This is a genomic window from Aneurinibacillus thermoaerophilus (assembly GCF_900099925.1).
Classification (GTDB): domain Bacteria; phylum Bacillota; class Bacilli; order Aneurinibacillales; family Aneurinibacillaceae; genus Aneurinibacillus; species Aneurinibacillus thermoaerophilus.
This window is the reverse complement of the sequence record NZ_FNDE01000035.1, coordinates 19991-37580: the sequence shown is the minus strand read 5'-3', so window position 1 is coordinate 37580 and position 17590 is coordinate 19991. Positions and strand designations below refer to the sequence as shown.

At 45.2% G+C, this 17590-nt stretch carries 16 protein-coding genes; 1 reads left to right on the top strand and 15 read right to left on the bottom strand.

Features of this window, described 5'->3' with window-relative positions:
• Nucleotides 1-169: transposase (locus BLR88_RS20420; protein ID WP_175493643.1), on the top strand; the 169-nt coding region annotated here is incomplete at its 5' end.
• 212 nt (nucleotides 170-381) lie between these two features.
• On the opposite strand, the gene spoIIE is transcribed toward BLR88_RS20420, so the two are convergent.
• The 15 genes from spoIIE to glmU form a co-directional block, all read right to left on the bottom strand.
• Nucleotides 382-2841, bottom strand: coding sequence for a stage II sporulation protein E (spoIIE, locus tag BLR88_RS14880; RefSeq protein WP_057897124.1), 2460 nt, complete (start codon nucleotides 2839-2841; stop codon nucleotides 382-384).
• Between the two features lie 205 nt (nucleotides 2842-3046).
• Nucleotides 3047-3370 (bottom strand): FtsB family cell division protein, encoded by a 324-nt coding sequence (locus BLR88_RS14875; RefSeq protein WP_057897125.1) that lies wholly within the window; start codon nucleotides 3368-3370, stop codon nucleotides 3047-3049.
• Nucleotides 3371-3397: 27 nt separating this feature from the next.
• The gene (gene yabQ / locus BLR88_RS14870; RefSeq protein ID WP_091261049.1) at nucleotides 3398-3976 is read right to left on the bottom strand and encodes a spore cortex biosynthesis protein YabQ; all 579 of its coding nucleotides are present in this window, start codon (nucleotides 3974-3976) and stop codon (nucleotides 3398-3400) included.
• Nucleotides 3973-4263, bottom strand: a complete 291-nt coding sequence (yabP, locus tag BLR88_RS14865; RefSeq protein WP_082706135.1) for a sporulation protein YabP — start codon at nucleotides 4261-4263, stop codon at nucleotides 3973-3975. The genes yabQ and yabP overlap by 4 nt, the downstream gene beginning before the upstream one ends.
• A 151-nt stretch (nucleotides 4264-4414) precedes the next feature.
• Nucleotides 4415-4708, bottom strand: coding sequence for an RNA-binding S4 domain-containing protein (locus BLR88_RS14860; protein ID WP_057897127.1), 294 nt, complete (start codon nucleotides 4706-4708; stop codon nucleotides 4415-4417).
• Nucleotides 4709-6181: a bifunctional methyltransferase/pyrophosphohydrolase YabN gene (gene yabN, locus BLR88_RS14855; protein ID WP_254778332.1), complete on the bottom strand. Its 1473-nt coding sequence runs from the start codon at nucleotides 6179-6181 to the stop codon at nucleotides 4709-4711.
• Between the two features lie 22 nt (nucleotides 6182-6203).
• A complete protein-coding gene (locus tag BLR88_RS14850; RefSeq protein ID WP_057897129.1) occupies nucleotides 6204-7835 on the bottom strand; it encodes a putative polysaccharide biosynthesis protein in 1632 nt (543 codons plus the stop codon).
• 186 nt (nucleotides 7836-8021) lie between these two features.
• Nucleotides 8022-8564: a stage V sporulation protein T gene (spoVT, locus tag BLR88_RS14840; protein ID WP_057897131.1), complete on the bottom strand. Its 543-nt coding sequence runs from the start codon at nucleotides 8562-8564 to the stop codon at nucleotides 8022-8024.
• 269 nt (nucleotides 8565-8833) lie between these two features.
• Nucleotides 8834-9913 carry a peptidylprolyl isomerase gene (locus BLR88_RS14835; RefSeq protein ID WP_082706136.1) on the bottom strand — a complete coding sequence of 360 codons (1080 nt, stop codon included), beginning with the start codon at nucleotides 9911-9913 and terminating at the stop codon, nucleotides 8834-8836.
• Nucleotides 9900-13457 carry a transcription-repair coupling factor gene (gene mfd, locus BLR88_RS14830; protein WP_091261047.1) on the bottom strand — a complete coding sequence of 1186 codons (3558 nt, stop codon included), beginning with the start codon at nucleotides 13455-13457 and terminating at the stop codon, nucleotides 9900-9902. The genes BLR88_RS14835 and mfd overlap by 14 nt, the downstream gene beginning before the upstream one ends.
• A gap of 87 nt (nucleotides 13458-13544) precedes the next feature.
• Complete coding sequence (locus BLR88_RS14825; protein WP_057897134.1) at nucleotides 13545-13766, bottom strand: anti-sigma-F factor Fin; 222 nt, start codon at nucleotides 13764-13766, stop codon at nucleotides 13545-13547.
• A gap of 83 nt (nucleotides 13767-13849) precedes the next feature.
• Nucleotides 13850-14410 carry an aminoacyl-tRNA hydrolase gene (pth, locus tag BLR88_RS14820; protein WP_057897135.1) on the bottom strand — a complete coding sequence of 187 codons (561 nt, stop codon included), beginning with the start codon at nucleotides 14408-14410 and terminating at the stop codon, nucleotides 13850-13852.
• Nucleotides 14411-14476: 66 nt separating this feature from the next.
• Nucleotides 14477-15160, bottom strand: coding sequence for a 50S ribosomal protein L25/general stress protein Ctc (locus BLR88_RS14815; protein WP_082706137.1), 684 nt, complete (start codon nucleotides 15158-15160; stop codon nucleotides 14477-14479).
• A 62-nt stretch (nucleotides 15161-15222) separates the two neighbouring features.
• Nucleotides 15223-16173 (bottom strand): ribose-phosphate diphosphokinase, encoded by a 951-nt coding sequence (locus BLR88_RS14810; RefSeq protein WP_057897137.1) that lies wholly within the window; start codon nucleotides 16171-16173, stop codon nucleotides 15223-15225.
• Between the two features lie 31 nt (nucleotides 16174-16204).
• Nucleotides 16205-17569, bottom strand: a complete 1365-nt coding sequence (gene glmU, locus BLR88_RS14805) for a bifunctional UDP-N-acetylglucosamine diphosphorylase/glucosamine-1-phosphate N-acetyltransferase GlmU (RefSeq protein ID WP_057897138.1) — start codon at nucleotides 17567-17569, stop codon at nucleotides 16205-16207.
• Nucleotides 17570-17590 lie beyond the last annotated feature (21 nt).

Sequence of the window (17590 nt, the reverse complement as noted above, 5' to 3'; positions counted from 1 at the left end):
AACAAGCGTAGAACGCGTTTTTGCCAGACTCAAAGAAAATCTAACGGTAAATCAACTTCATATCCGTGGTATTCAAAAAGTAAAAACGCAAGTTTTTCTGAACCTCTGTATTTTACTTGCTTCAGCCTTGGCTATGTCTAAAGCGTCTGTACGCCAACGTTGTGCATAAAAAGTAGAACAAAAAATTCTGCCCGTATGTCCTTGAACAGCTTTTAAATCAGGAAGCAACTTTAAAAAATAAAGTAAAATCAACTTTAGTATCGTATTCGCTTTTTCACTTTCGGTGAAAATTGCTATTTTGCAAAACGCTCACTATAACAAAAAAAACAGCCCTGTCCCAACAATCCGACTATGTCCGGACAGGGCAGGCGCCATTTTTTCTTAGCTGACATAACGTGGGCGATCAATTTTCGGGGCGTTTGGTACAGGAATCGTTGCCCACGGGAGCATATAATGGTCAATCTTAGCCACCATTACTGTCATATCGTCATGAATCTCGCCATAATGGTGTCGGATAACCAATTCGAGCAGGCAATCCGCGACCTCTTGCGGGTCATTGGTTTTCAGTTCAGAAATTTTCCGTTTCATCCACAAGTTTTTATTTTCGACACGCGGCGCTTCGTAGATACCGTCTGTCATCATAATGAGCAAATCCCCCGGTTTTAATTGACAACTCACGACGTCGACGTCAATGTCATCAATAATGCCAATCGGTAAATTATTAGCCGAAATCGAAATCACTTCTTTGCCGCGCTTAATAAAGCTTGGAGTGGAGCCGGTTTTGATAAATTTTGCCTGTCCAGTATGCTGGTCAATCAAGGCAAGATCTACCGTGGCGAATATTTCGTCAGGAGATCGAAGCGAAAGAACCGTATTCACGGATTTAATGCTTAATGTTTCTTCCATGCCGGATTCGAGCAATTGTTGCAACAGTTCCAGCGTAGAAGAACTTTCTACATATGCCCTTTCTCCATTGCCCATACCATCGCTTATCGCCAATGCCATTTTGCCGCTGCCAAACTCCATAATTTTAAAGCAATCGCCGGATAGCAGTTGTCCTCCTTTTGCGGCGCCAGCCACGCCGGTATCGATTTCAAAATCTTGTGCCGAACCTAGGCACATGTGGCACAGGCCATCTTCAAACGCTTGACAGTTTTTATTTTTTACCGTAATTTTTTCTCCCAGAATATCGGTTAACAGCGGCGCGATAATCTTTGAGCATTCATCTCTGCCCTGGCATGACGGCTGCGTAATTTCAATATCTACCTTCCCTTCTTCCAGATTCACAATATCGACGTTTCGTATGGACAACCCTACTCCTTCTAATGCGCTTAAAATCTGCTGTTCCTGCACATGAAGGTGGATGCCTTCTTTTTGGATTTCTTGAGCAAAATTTTGCATCACACGCGATACTCCCGCCAGCTGCTCGGCCACAAGCCGTCGGCTTTCAGCAATTTGCTGCTTTAAATGCAGCTGCGTTTGCCAGCGCATGTACTCCTGCTCCATACTACTCAAAACACGATCCTGCTTCACGCATTTGCGCAACCATTCTTTCGGCATTTCATTCAGGTTTACTCCACCTTCCTGTTTCATAGCGTGTACCATCTGAGTTAATGCTTCATACGTATTATCGAAATCCCGGCTCCAGCACTGATCTTTTTTCCAGCAGCGCTGGCACGTCGTTTTCGTCACCTCGCTTAAAAAATAATCTTTCTGTAACGCTTCATCTGGCTTCGCCAAATCGGGACCAGCAAAGGTCTCGGACAGCTTAGTGAAAAGCTGTGCAAACTGCTCCATTTTACCAGCTGTTACATCACGCACCTTTCTTAAGTATTGCTGCTGTGAAAACGCATTTTCTTCCGTGCCTGGAATAAACGTTGCGATTTTATCGAGCACAAAGCGCGGTGTAATCAAAAAAAACAGCACAGCTGCGAATGTTTCCAGCGAAGATTGCAAAATTTCCCGCTGTTCGCCTACATATATGGTCAAAATCGCAGAACCGATAAGAAGGCCAAGCGCCACCATTACTTTTCTACCTTCACGAAGCAAACCAGCCAGCAAGCCAGAAAATGCTAGTAAGCTGATTTGATAAACTGCATCTATGTTAGCCAGGCTAAGTACAAGCCCGGTTACTACACCAACAGCGGCACCCACCGTTCCTCCACCCACGGCGGCGAATAATAGAACAAGATAGCGCGCAAGCACATTATCGACTGATACATCCTGCACAATCCAGCCAACCGTTCCCGTCATCACGGATGCCAAAAGAATAATTAGACAAATGATTTCCTCTGTCTGCAAATGCTGCTGACTACGCTTCGTAGTCACAATCGGGATCGCCTGCACGAAAATAAGAGTTAAAATCAAGCCGAGTACCGCCGCTACACCGTTCATAAATAACGTGTGCCAAGTCAATTGGTTCATGATATAGTCAACCGCCATATTGCTGAGGAGGACCGCGAGAAATGAAACCAACGGAGCATAGTTCAACTCTATCCTTCTGCCTTTCTCCAATAGGCTCAGTATGACGAGCACCATGGCCATCCCCAAAAAATTTGCTGAAGCGATACTTATCGACTGCATTGCGCTTCCAGCCATAACCGAAAACATAACAAGAAGCAGCCGATTTTTCTTTAAAAAGTACATCACCGCGAAAAAAGGAATAGCAAACGGAGAAAGTTCCTGAAAAATGACCGCTCTTCCCAATAAAAAACCCATCAGCAAATGGAGCAGGCTCCACTGGTACGATACTGCGTATAACCATTTTCCACCTTTTTTTCCCGCCTTCCCAACCGGAGCGGTCATCCCCCCCGCTATCGCCATCGATTTGTTCTGCATCATACATAAGCACCACCTAATCTAATTTTTGTGATTCCCATTATAAGCACATTCTGAAATTAAATTTTGTCAAAATTGGAAGATAGGATTTAAAAAAATTCCGACAACTAACGCCGAATTTTCACACAAGTGTCGATTTTCTTGCGAACGTGGTGAAAAGAAAAAAAGCGCGTAAAAAAAGGAGCGAAAAGCTCCTTCGTCCGCGCCACTACTGGTTTTTCTTTTTCTCATCCGGGGTTATGAAAATAATCTCTCCCTCTTTGGAAAAAAAGAAATTTTTCCTCGCCAGTTCACTAATATAATCCTTATCATACATTCTTTTTACCTGTAATTCGAGCTGTTTCTGCTCTTGCTGTACTTCAGCCACCTGACGCTGTAAATCCACAAGCTCACGTTGTTTTGCATTCAATTGTTGGCTTTGTGAATAATACGTATATCCAGCCCATGACAAAAACAAAATGACAATAATCTGCAAAAGACGCATGCGGCGCTTCCGTCCGTAGTTTGGTGGCAAAGATTGCGGTTTCTGCATATCGTTCACCTTTCTTGATTGATTATTTTACATTTTCTTACCTTTTATCCAACTCGTCAAGGCTTGCCACCTTTTTCTTGCCTTTTCTCTTACTCTTCCTAGCGGTTTTTGTAGAAAGTGCCACATCCACCCCCACAGCTTATGCCCTAAAAATCTAAATGGCAGCAAAATCCATTTTCCTATTCTGAAAATAACAGAGAACAGCAAAAGTGCCGTCGATAGCAGGATACGATACAAAAAAAGAACCGGAGCGACCAGCAGATAATATCCGGTGCGAAGTGTGACCCGGTAAAGCCATAAAGAAAAAAAGATAAGCTTGTTCAAAATGTATAGATACGTACGCTGAAATAGAAGAAAATATAATACCACACCTACGGCAAGACCAAGGAAAATATAAATTCTTACAATCCCTTCATTGACGCGCAAGAGTGTACCGAATACAAGAAATATACAACTTATCCAGAATAAAAAGTCGCAAAGCCATACCAGCCAACGGGCAAGACGGCACTTCCGCTCCATTGTCCGGTATGTATCATATAGTATGCCCATGGCCAGTCCGCACAACACCATTGACATCATCGTCACTGCCTGTCCGGTAAGCGTCACTTAAAAATCCGGCCAAATAGTCCTCTGGCTTTTTCTCCCTGATAAGATTCATCGATATACTCCATCGCAAAGACCAGTCCTTCAATCGATACCTGTCCCGTCTCAAGGCTTAAATTCTTCATATGCAAATTTTTCCCTTTTATCGTAAGAAACCCCGCCTCTGTCTGGAGCAGGAATTCTTCATGATCGAAACTTTCTACCTTGAGCACGCCTGTTATATCGAGTTTTTTGCGATTAACCATCACAAGTTCGTGACGAATTGTCTTCTTCGGATTCGTTTCCATCATCTCGACCCACCCTCCTTTTTATACCATCCTATGGAGGGCAAGCCATAATTAGAACAAAGAAAGCGAGGAAGCATGGACGCTGGGCAGGAAAAAGAAACCCAGCTCATGCTCCCTCGCTATCCTTTTCGCCAATTACAGATCATCAATGAAGTCACCAAATAGAAATATCGGTTTCTTCCCGGTTATCGCGGGGAAGATATTCTTCATTAATTAATGTATACATTGTGGCTGCCTCGTCTTTTTTAGTTGTATCGAGGATTTTTTCGATTTTGACAGTGATGAGCTTGTTGCCGTAACGAATGGTTAACTCATCCCCCACTTTGACAGCAGAGCTTGATTTGGCCACTTGACCGTTCAAAGTGACCCGGCCTTGATCACACACTTCTTTCGCCAGCGTGCGACGTTTGACTAACCGAGAAACTTTTAAGAATTTATCCAACCGCATCTATATCCCCTCTTTCTTCTTTGTTTTCGCTTCCTGCCACCAGCTTTCCATTTCTTCTAGCGTGGTATCGGCAAACGTTTTGCCTGCTTCCCGTAGTTTTTCCTCAATATACGAGAAACGAGAGTAAAACTTCTTGTTTGTCAACGCAAGCGCTTCTTCCGGGTCAATCTTCATAAAGCGAGCTACGTTCACAATGACAAACAACAAATCGCCCAGCTCTTCCCGACGGTGTTCCAGCGTCTGTGCCTCATTCAATTCCTCTAACTCTTCTTTTACCTTATCCAGAACATCGGAAAGCTTGTCCCAATCAAATCCAACCTCTGCCGCTTTCTTCTGGTACTTATACGCCTTATAAAGGGCAGGCAAATCACGCGGCACCCCATCAAGCAGAGATGCTACTTCTTTCCCTTTTTCTCTTTTTTCTTTTTCTTTGATATCCTTCCAATTTTGCAGCGCTTCTTCCGCATTCTCCGCTTCAGAGTTTCCAAATACATGCGGATGACGGCGGATCAACTTTTTATTTAAATCTTCAATAACGTCTCGAACCGTAAAATACCCGTCTTCTTCTGCCATCTGTGAGTGAAGCATAATTTGCAGCAGCAAGTCGCCCATTTCCTCGCACAGCGCTTCCGGGTCATTATCGTCGATCGTCTCAAGCACTTCATACGTTTCTTCAATTAAGTTTTTCCGAATGGATTGGTGAGTCTGCTCCCGATCCCACGGACATCCTTCCGGACTGCGCAGAATAGCAACGATTTCCCGTAACCGCCAGAACTGGCGGTTTAACGTCTGATCCTCTTCCGTCGGTGGAACATAAACGATTGTCAAATTGCTGTACTCGTTCAGGCGATCCAATTCATACAATGGGACGGTCGTAATTTTCTCTTGCCCGGCAACACCTGCGGCGGTCACGACGGTAACCGGAAAATCGTCCGGATATACTTCCATTAACGTTAATTTTACATCAGAAGCGACAAACGCGTCATATACCTGACAAATCAAATGATGCATCTTAGGCTGGATATGGTAGTCGCGCAAATCGGTCGCGTCCAACAAGGAAAAGCCTTCTACCGGATCCACCTTAAGCGCAGAAAATACCGGTTCAAGAAAACTTTGCCCGCCTTTAATTTCAATCTCGATCCCACGTTCTTTCCCTTTCGCCAACAAAAGTTGCACTGTACGCTCCGCCACCAACGGATGACCGGGTACGGCGTATGTAATGTTTCCTTTTTTCGTCGCAAGCTCAAGCAAGCGTTTGCTGATTTCTTCGTACACGTCCGAAAATTGGTCATGCGCTTCGTATACTTCATCAAAACTTTCGTATAGAATGCCTTCCACGGCAAGTTCGGCGACTACAGGATGTTTTTCTGTACGGATATACAGATGTTGCGCCTGCTTTAACATGCGGTAAATCCCAAGAGGAAGTCCTTCCAGATTTCCCGCGCCGAGTCCGATAACTGTAATTTTGTTCAATGGTTTCGTCCCCTTTCGTTAATTAATCATGCAGAAGCCGCAATTTTAACAACAGCGGAATGATTTTTCTGCCCGCTTCCGTGCTTGCTAAATCGGCGCGTCGTACCGTTCCCGATAAGAGCAGGGCGATAGCATACATAATAACACCCGCACTAACGGCGATCAGACTTACTACGGTAAAATACAGTCGTTCAGAATCAAACACGCCTGCCAGTCCGCGTTCCGCTGCCTGCCGGGCAACAAATACAGCAAGCCCCATCACCGTGACCGCCAAAAATGGTTTAGCAAAGAAGGAACGAAGCCCGAATCTTGCGCCTGTAAAACGAGATACCGCGCATAAATTAAGAATCGTAGCAACAATATGAGAAAATACGGTGGCAAGCGCCGCACCGGTAATCCCGAAAAGTGGAATCAGCAAAATATTTAATAGAAGTTTGATGACCACGCCAATAAACAAATTGCGCACCGGAAGGGTTACCTCACCCATCCCCTGTAGGATTCCAGCTGATGTAATGCCGAGCGTTGAGAAAATGGTTGTAAACGAAAGTACCATTAATGTCAATGTTCCATTTCCATTCTCATACAGCATTACATTTACTGGACCGGCAACAATAGCCAAACCGAGGGAAGCTGGCAAGCCAAATAAAAAAGTCAAGCGAAGCGCCAGCTCCGTACGCGCAGCGATCAAATGGTGTTGCCTAAGCGCCTGCGCTTCGGCAATTGCCGGGACAAGCGACAGGGAAAGTGCTGTGGCAAAGAAGGCGGCAAACTGCACAAGCGGCTGGCCGCGATCAAAAACTCCTTTTAACTGATACGCCGCTTCCGCCGTATTTCCTCCCCGCATCAACATGCTGACAACAGTAAATGAATCAGAAAGCTGCATCAGCGGAAGCACAAGGGAACCAAGGCATATCGGAATTGCGTAATAAAATAATTTACGTACGATTTCTCCAACCGTTTCCTTCCTGTATGAATGCTTCCCTGCGCTTTCCCAAACCTGCCGCTGCACGCTCTGGTTACGTTGCCAGAAAACCAGCATAAGAATAAACGCGAAAAATGCTCCTGTTACCGCACCAAATACGGCACCTGCACCGGCAAGGTACACATCTCCGGTCGTCTTCATAAACCAGTAAGATAAGACAATAATGGTAGCCACCCGCACGAACTGTTCGCCAATCTGTGAAACGGCGGTCGGCACCATGTTATGATGGCCTTGAAAATATCCTCGCATTGCCGCCATTACCGGTACAATAAGCAGAGCAAACGATACGCTTCGAATCGGCATGACTAACTTTTCATCTTTCATGAACTGTGCCAGCGCCGGTGCCCCAAACCAAAGCAGAAGGAAAAACAAAAAACCAGTTAGCGTCAATACACCCGCAGATACACGAAAAATTTTGCGCGCTCCGTACACATCGCCAACCGCAAGCTTTTCAGCCACAAATTTTGAAATGGCAATCGGGAATCCAGCCGTTGCAAGGATAAGGAGCGCGCTATATAACGGATATACCTGAGTATACACGTAATAACCAAGGTCGCCTGTAATGTTCTGGTACGGAATGCGATACACAACGCCAAGCATCTTTGATAATAGCGCTCCCGCTCCCAGTATGGCAGCTCCTTTCAAAAAAGAGGCTCCCTGAGTCTTAGACATAGATTTCCCTCTCTTTTCCCAGTAAATTCTCGGATATTATATCACAAAAAAACGTCAGAGCGGGGCCTGTCAAGCTTGCCCTCCTGAAATAGCTTATGCCGGATAGAGGGCGAACTTTCCTTACAATAAAAAAGCTCTCTGGCAAAATATTTTGCCAGGGAGCTTTCCACATTCCTAATACTTCTCCTATTGCTCCATTTGCTTTGCCAGAAAACCGGCTGCGGTTTCAACCAGCTTCACTTCTAGGTCGCCCATCTTGGCCTGATCACTTTTCGTCAGAAGAATGACGGAGCCAATCGGATCACCGCCGGCAATAATCGGAGCGATGACATACGAAGAATACTGTTCTTCATGGTCACGAATGATCTCATATTCGCCTGCGTTCGTTTGCAGATGTAAGCGCCGTTCTTCCATGCAGGTTTCCACAATTTCACCAATCGGCTTGTCCAAGTATTCTTTCTTGGAAGCGCCAGATACAGCTATAACGGTGTCGCGGTCACTGATTAGCGTAATATGACTCGTACTTTCATACAACGAATCAGCGTATTCTTTGGCGAAGTCACCGAGTTCTCCAATCGGCGAATACTTTTTCAGAATCACTTCTCCATCACGGTCGACGAAAATCTCCAGCGGATCACCTTCGCGAATGCGGAGCGTACGGCGAATTTCTTTCGGAATTACCACACGCCCTAGATCATCGATTCGGCGCACAATACCAGTTGCCTTCATAATTCTTGATGCCTCGCTTTCTTAAAGTGGTTAAATGACTGCAACATATGATTAGCTTGCTTGTAGTATTTATCTCCTGACGGGAGAATATTCACCATCTCTTGTTCAATCCGCATACCTGTATTCCTCAAGAAAAACTCGCGGGATTATGCCTAGTCCTTTTTCCACATGGAAAGAAAGCACATGTCGCTTTATCACTGTAAAGCAGAATATACTTCTTATACAATAAGAAAAAGCCTTGCGAATTCGCAAGGCCTGAGTGTAAAGAATTATTTATTCTGGGATGTCTGGTCGCCATTCGGTTGCACCGGAGCCGGTTGTTCATTCGGTGCAGGCGTGCTCGGCACAGGCTGACCTGGCTGTCCCGGTGCACTTGGGGCAGACTGTTTCGGCTGCTCTTTAATCATGGATGCCGGAATTTTTTCTTCCTTGATGATACTTTTTACTTTTGTCGTTAAGAATTCACCCTCTTTTTTCTGCGCTAGCATGTAGGTAATATCTTTTTTCACTTCATCATATGTCCGCACTTTTCGCTTTTCAACACGCATGATATGATATCCGAATTTCGTTTCAATCGGATCGCTGATTTTGTTGAGTGGTAGCGTCATGGCCGCCCTTTTGTACGGCTCTGCCGTCTGCTCTAAGGTAGTCCCATCAGGCATCGGATATTGATATAGACCGCCTGTCTCTTTACTGCCCGGATCGTCCGTATTTTCCTTCGCCAGTTTGGCAAAATTCGCACCATTTCGCAGCTGCTTCACAAGCTCTTCCGCTTTTTTCTTCGCTTCCGCTTTAGAGCGTTTGTCCGTGCCAATCAGAATATGGCGTACATCTACCTGGGTTAGGTATCCCAATTTTTTTGCCTGTTCATATTCCTTTTTCTTGTCTTCTTCCTTAATATCTTTGGAAAAATAAGAAATCATTTTTACCTGATCAAGGAAAAAATCCTTCAACTCTTCTTCCGTTACTTTGTGATTGGCGTAGAACTGATCCATTTTCTCCGATTGTGCAAGTTGCTGCTTAGCAAATTCCTCAAATTGAGAAAAATTCTGGTTCGCTTCTTTTTTCATTTCATCAGTCTCTTTCACCTGATCAGCAATATGCCTGCTCATGATCTGGTAATGAAGCACTGATGTCAACGCTTCTTTATCTCCCGCGTCAATCACCCCCGCCATACCCGGATCAATGGCTTTGATCACTTCTACGTAATTCTTATATGCCGATTCCGTAATTTCTTTGTTGTTGTCATATTTGGCGACAACGGGGTCGTTCTTTCCGCATCCTGCAAGTACAGTTAGTGTCAGAACGCCTACCGCAATCAACCTCCCGTACGTTTTAGTTGGCCACATCAGCTACTGCCTCGCCTTCTTGTTTCTTTTTTAATTCATCGAATTGCATGAGGAAATTCTCCACAAGCTCAATACTTTCTTCATGATTTAGCCCTTTGACCTTTATGCCGACCACAACCTGTTGCCCTTGACGCGAGGGCGTAATTCTCCGCAGAAGAGGCCCCTTAATTTCGTAGAGGTCACCCCAATCCACTTTAGTACTCTGATCTTCGTGGAAGACAAGTTGAATCGTATCTCCCTTTTGGCTGATCTCCACAATACGATGTTTTCTCGCATGCACGCGCAGTTTGGACACCAGCAACAAATTCCGAACGCTTTGCGGAATATCACCAAAGCGATCCTCCAGTTCTTCTGTTAATTCATCAATTTCTTCAAAAGAAGAAACGGCCGCGAACTTCTTGTACATCTCGATTTTCTGCTTTCCGTCCTGAATATAGTCGGACGGAATAAATGCATCGATCGTCAAATTAATCTCCGGATGCACTTCTTCCTCTTTCTTCGGCTCACCTTTCAGTTCCTCAATCGCATCCTTCAGCATCTGACTGTACAAATCAAAACCAACGGATGCAATGAAGCCGTGTTGCTCCGCTCCAAGCAAGTTCCCCGCGCCACGAATAGACAGGTCACGCATCGCGATTTTAAACCCAGAGCCTAGTTCCGTAAACTCTTTAATCGCTTGCAAACGCTTTTCTGCAACCTCATTCAACACCTTATCACGCTGGTATGTGAAGTATGCATACGCAATCCGATTGGAGCGACCCACACGCCCGCGCAACTGATACAGTTGTGACAGTCCCATACGGTCAGCATTTGTTACAATAAGCGTATTTACATTTGGAATGTCCACACCTGTCTCAATAATGGTTGTGCTGACAAGGACATCGGCCTCGCCCTCCAAAAAACTCAACATGACAGATTCAAGTTCCGTTTCACTCATCTGACCATGGGCAACCACCACTCGCGCTTCCGGAACAAGCAGGCGAATTTGGTCTGCCATCTGTTCAATACCCTGAACTTGGTTATAAAGGAAATAAACCTGTCCTTCACGCGCTAATTCGCGTTCAATGGCTTCCCGTACAAGCGCACCGCTGTATTCCATAACGTATGTCTGTACCGGGAAACGGTTTTCCGGCGGCGTCTCAATGATCGACAGATCCCTCACGCCAAGCATCGACATGTGCAGTGTACGCGGAATCGGAGTCGCTGTCAATGTCAAAACATCCACATTTGTCTTTAACTTCTTCAACTTTTCCTTGTGTGTAACACCAAAACGCTGTTCTTCATCGACAATAAGCAGGCCTAAATCTTTGAATGCCACGTCTTTAGACAACAAACGATGCGTACCGATGATAATATCAACCGTTCCGTCTTTTAATCCCTTGATCGTCTGGTTCTGCTCTTTCCGGGTACGGAACCGACTAATAACTGCGATGTTAACCGGGTAATCGGCAAATCTTTCCCGGAACGTCTCATAATGTTGCTGAGCGAGGATCGTCGTTGGAACAAGCACAGCTACCTGTTTTCCATCCATGACGGCCTTAAATGCGGCGCGAATAGCCACTTCTGTTTTCCCATAGCCAACATCACCGCAAAGCAAACGATCCATGGGACGCGGCTTCTCCATATCTTCTTTAATTTCACGAATCGCCCTAAGCTGATCCTCCGTCTCCTCATAAGGGAACATCGCTTCGAATTCACGCATCTCTTCTCCATCTTTGCTAAAGGCGTATCCTCTTGCCTGCTGACGCTCCGCATACAAACGAATCAAGTCCTGGGCAATATCCTGCACAGAAGCGCGGACTTTACTCTTAACTTTTTTCCAATCACTTCCGCCCAATTTGTATACTTTCGGCTCTTTTTCTTCACTGCCGATGTACTTTTGTACCTGATCGATTTGTTCAATCGGAACATATAGCTTATCATTGCCAGCATATTTAATATGAAGATAATCTTTATGAATACCATTAATTTTAAGCGTTTCAATCCCCAAATATTTTCCGATACCATGATTTACGTGCACAACATAATCTCCAACCCGAAGCTCTGTGTAGCTTTTAATGCGCTCAGCATTGCTCAAATTTTTCCGCGTCTTTGCTGCTTTGCGCTGCTTCTGGGTAAACACTTCGGTTTCTGTAATCACTACGAGGTGCAGCATCGGAAGTTCAAATCCGCTTTGCAGATTGCCAAGGGTAATAACCGGTCTTCCACTTTCCAGCGCTTTTTCCGGTGAAAGGATAATATCCGCTTCAATATCATAGTCATGAAATACGCGCTCCAAACGGCGCGCCCGTTCTTCATCTGCCGCGCAGAATACTACGGTGGCCTTGGCTTTCTTCCAACGTTCCATTTCCGTTTTAAGCACATTCATCTGACCGTGGAAATTCTGCATCGCTTTACAGTTAAAGTTCACAACGTTCTGTGGATTCGTTTTCGGCACCTGACGCAAAAAAAGTGAGGCATGAAGAATCTTCCATTTTTTCGGCGCAATAATGTCTTCCAGTGAATGAGATAATTCAATATCAGGAAGAAATTCCCCTTGCTGTATTAATGTCGTCTTCCATTCTGCTTCATCTTTTTCCAATTGAGCGGCCGCCTCTACAATACGGGAAGGCTCATCAATCACGACAAGCGGAGAACATGACATATAATCTATCAGTGTTTCATTTGTCCGATAAAGAAAAGAAATATATTTATAGATTCCCGTAAATGAATGACCCTGACGAAGCTGTTCAATCTCCCATCCGACTTTTTCCAAAATTTTCTCTCTCGCCTGAATGTCTTTTACCTTGGGCAATGCACGGCTCATATGCTCTTCAAGCCTTTCCGCCGCTCGGTTAAACACCGCTTTATCGCCAAAGACCTCCCGGGTTGGGCCGATAACCACTTCGGATAAATTTTCAATGGAACGCTGGGTGGAAATATCAAATGTCCGGATAGAGTCAACCTCCGCATCAAACAATTCGATCCGAACCGGATTTGCCGTGTATACGGGGAAAATATCGATAATTCCCCCACGAACGCTAATCTCGCCACGCGCTTCTACCATTTCTACCCGCTCATATCCAAGCGCTACCATCTTTGCTAGAAAACTATCCAATTCAATTTCGCTTCCAACTTTAATGGAACACTGGGCTTGCCTCCACTCATCTACAGGCACGACCGAACGGCGCACTCCGGCATATGGAACAATAAGCACGCCTTTTTTTCCTGCGGAAAGAGCGTTCAATACTTCAATTCGCTGGCTAAGCGTCTCCGGGCTAGAAATGGATACTTCTGAGATAACCATTTCATTAGCCGGATACAGCCATAGCTCATCAGGGGAAATCAACTGGCTCATATCATCATATACTTTCTGAGCCTGGAACATATTGTGCGTCACAATTACCAGAGGTTGCTCCATTTTCTGATAAAGTGCGGCATAAAATATCTGACGGGCCGAGTTACTTAACCCGGATGCTAACTGTTCGCGCAACCCTTTTTCGAAGCTTTCCACAATCGCCTCGAATTCGCTGTCACGCTTAAATCTTTCTACCAGACCCTGCAATCACCCTTCCTCCTCTCCTTATAAGAAATTACAAATAAAATCAATGCAAAAATAAGCCTTAGCGCAAAAGCCAAGGCCCTGTCTGCTTTATTGCAAAGGATACGTAAGCTCAGGATAACGGTGGATGGCTTCACTACAATATTCACATGTTATGCTTACCACAATATCCCCGTTTGCTTCATAGCTAATTATATGTTTCCTCTCATCGGGGGTCAAGGAATGAAACCCCAGGCGCTCTTCTGTTGCTTCGGGATGGTCGATGGCCGCATACAACATACCGCAATGCGGACAAATGTATCGTATCTTCATATTTATGCCTCCCGGAAATACGATATGCTCATTCTTATTCTTTCCAGAAGGTAAGTGTGACATACAGTGCATTTATAGATTCATTAATTGAATTGATTCATCACGCGCAAAAATGACATACCCATCCATGTTTTCGCCGCTTCCGCTGATTTCTTAACCGCTTCCTGCACTTCGGCCAGTTCCTCTGGTGGAAATGTGGAAAGCACATAGTCTGCGACTTTTCTTCCTGGGGCAGGGCGTCCGATACCAATTTTAATACGCTTGAACTCTTCTGTGCCCAGATGAGCAATCAACGATTTCATCCCGTTATGTCCGCCTGAACTTCCTTTGGTACGCAGACGAATTTTCCCGCATGGTAAGTCGAGATCATCATAAATCACCAACAAACTTTCCTTTGGATCAACCTTGTAAAAACTTATAAGCGAACCAACACATTCGCCGGACAAGTTCATATATGTTAAGGGCTTGACAAGAAGCACTTTCTCGCCTCCGACCCTGCCTTCGCCAATCAATCCTTTGAACTTTCCTTCTCTTAACGGAATATCCCACGCTTCCGCAAGAAGATCAACGGCCCAAAAGCCAACATTATGTCTGGTCATTTCATACTGCTGGCCCGGATTTCCCAACCCCACGATTATTTTCATACCATTCTCCCCTTATTTTATAACATTGAAAAAGCGCAACCGACCGGTTACGCTTTTTCGCAACGTTTATCCTCTATCCGGCGCCGTGTCGCCGGAGCTATTCTCTGCATCGGTTCTATCCGCCGCTCCTGCGTCCGCTTCGGCTTCTTCAGCGGCTATGTCTGTTGGCTGAGCCTGCGACGGCACAATACTCAGCACCACTTCATCACCTTCATGCTTCACTTCGATACCATCTGGGACAGTAAGATCGCTTACCGTCACCGAATCGCCAATTTGCAAATGTTCAACATTAAAGGTAATTTTATCCGGAATTTCGCTAGGCAAGCAACTGATCGTTAGCTCACGCAACATATGCTGTAAGACGCCGCCGTTCTTTACGCCTTCGGCCTCTCCTTCGAGGACAACCACCACGGTGGTGTCAATTTTTTCGTTCATATTTATCTTGTTGAAATCCAAATGGAGCACTTTATTTTTAATTGGGTCGCTCTGTACGTCTTTAACCATGACATTGTAAGAAATTCCATCTACATTTAGCTTGATGACGTGATGTAATCCCTGACGATTAGCAATCTGGATAAATTCACGTTCTTCAACCGCAATCGGCTCACTCTCCTTACCATCTCCGTATAAGACGGCAGGAATTTGGCCTTTGCCGCGTAACTCTGTTAGAATCGAGTGCGATCCCAATTTCCTTTTTTGAGCTTTCAATTCCATTGCCATATTATTATCCCCTCCTATTGTAAGGTTCATAGCAATATCATTATCTACCTTACCCAATAAAAGAAGGGATCAATCACAAAACAAGGAAAAAATTAATCGAACAGCTTGCTTACCGATAATTCTTCGTGTACGCGAATGATCGCTTCTCCGATAATCGGTGCTACAGATAGTACTTTAATTTTATCGATTTGCTTTTCAGATCCAAGCGGGATTGTGTTCGTTACAATCAGTTCTTTAATGCTGGAATTTTGAATGCGCTCAATGGCCGGGCCAGATAATACCGGATGCGTACAGCAAGCATATACCGCTTTGGCTCCCGCTTCCATCAAAGCGTTCGCCGCCAGCGTAATGGTTCCTGCTGTATCAATGATGTCATCGATAATAATTGCTGTACGACCTTCAATATTACCGACAATATTCATTACTTCCGCTACGTTCGGTTCCGGGCGGCGTTTGTCAATGATGGCGATTGGTGCCTCTAGACGCTCAGCAAGTTTTCTCGCACGCGTCACACCACCATGGTCTGGAGATACAACAACGATATCTTCCAGTTTTTTCTCAATAAAATGCTTAGCAAGGATCGGCACCCCAAGCAGATGATCCACTGGAATATCAAAAAATCCCTGAATCTGCGTGGCATGGAGGTCCATTGTAATCACGCGGTGCGCTCCGGCCGTTTCAATCAAATTCGCCACTAATTTTGCCGTAATCGGGTCACGCGCCCGCGCTTTGCGATCTTGACGGGCATATCCATAATAAGGCATGACCACGTTGATACTCTTTGCTGAAGCACGCTTCAGCGCGTCCACCATAACAAGAAGTTCCATCACATGTTCGTTTACGGGCGCGCAGGTGGATTGAATGACAAATACGTCAGCACCACGTACACTCTCATTCAGTTTAATCTGTACTTCACCGTCGCTAAAATGAACAACTTGCGCATTTCCCATTGGAAGACCAATATGATCTACGATTTCTTTCGCCAAAGCCGGATTAGAATTACAAGTAAATACCTTTAACTTTGGGTCGCGATAATTCGCCATACTCCTGTTAAACCTCCATACCTTTCATAACTTATTTCTTTATAATTTTCTTTGCGTAATCTTCTTTATTAATCTGGCGTTCGCGGGCAATTGCCAGCGCCCCATCCGGAACGTCTGTCGTAACTGTGGAGCCCGCCGCTATATACGCGCCTTCGCCTACCGTTACCGGCGCTACAAGATTTACGTTGCATCCAATGAACGAACGATCTTTAACAATCGTTTTGTACTTGTTTACACCATCGTAGTTTACTGTAACGGTACCGCAACCAACATTTACATTCTCTCCGATTTCGGCGTCACCTAAGTACGTAAGATGGGAAACTTTACTTCCTTTGCCCAGAGACGTATTCTTAATTTCGACAAAATCACCCACTTTCGCCCCTTCACCAATATGGGAATGCGGGCGAATATATGCAAACGGACCCACCGTGGCATCGCTGTCCACGCGACTATCCATCAGCACAGAGTGCTTAATTTCCACGCGGTCGCCCACCTGGCAGTTCTTCAATTGACTATGCGGACCAATTATACATTCCTCACCGATAACGGTGCCAGCGCCAATCAACGTACCCGGGTAAATCACAGAATCGCGCCCAATCACCACATCCGTTTCAATATATGTGCTGGATGGATCGATGATGGTAACGCCTTCTCTCATGTGTTTAGTAAGAATGCGCTCTCGCATAAGCGCTTCCGCCTTTGCGAGCGCTACCCGATCATTAACACCAATGGTTATTTCTTCCGTTACAGATGCTTCAATACGCTCGCCTTGTTTTTTAAGGATCTCGATTACATCGGTTAGGTAGTACTCGCCTTGCGTATTATTATTATCAACTTTCTCAAGAGCGGAAAACAGCTTTTCATTATCAAAACAATACGTGCCCGTATTGATCTCTCTCACGCGCTGTTCCTCTTCATTCGCGTCCTTTTGCTCGACAATTCGTTCCACAGCCCCGTCCTCACCGCGAATAATGCGGCCATAGCCCGTAGGGTTGTCCATAATTCTGGTTAAAATTGTTCCGGCAGCCTGTTTTGCCTCATGATGAGCTACCAGAGCAGAAAGTGTTTCAGAGCTGATTAGCGGCTCGTCACCGGACAGAACAAGCGTCGTTCCTTTTTTTCCTTTTAAAATTGGAGCTACCTGCATCACGGCGTGAGCGGTTCCCAGCTGTTCTTCCTGCATTGCATACTCAACTGCATTTCCCAGCTGTTCCTTTACTTTGTCAGCTCCATGCCCCACCACGACAACGATACGAGCCATGTCCAGCTCTTTAAGGCTGTCAACTACATGCTGAACCATTGGCTTACCGCAAACGGGATGCAGTACCTTGTACAGCTTCGACTTCATTCGTGTTCCTTGACCAGCAGCTAATACAACCGCAAATTTATCCGACATGGTATCCTCCCATTTTGATAA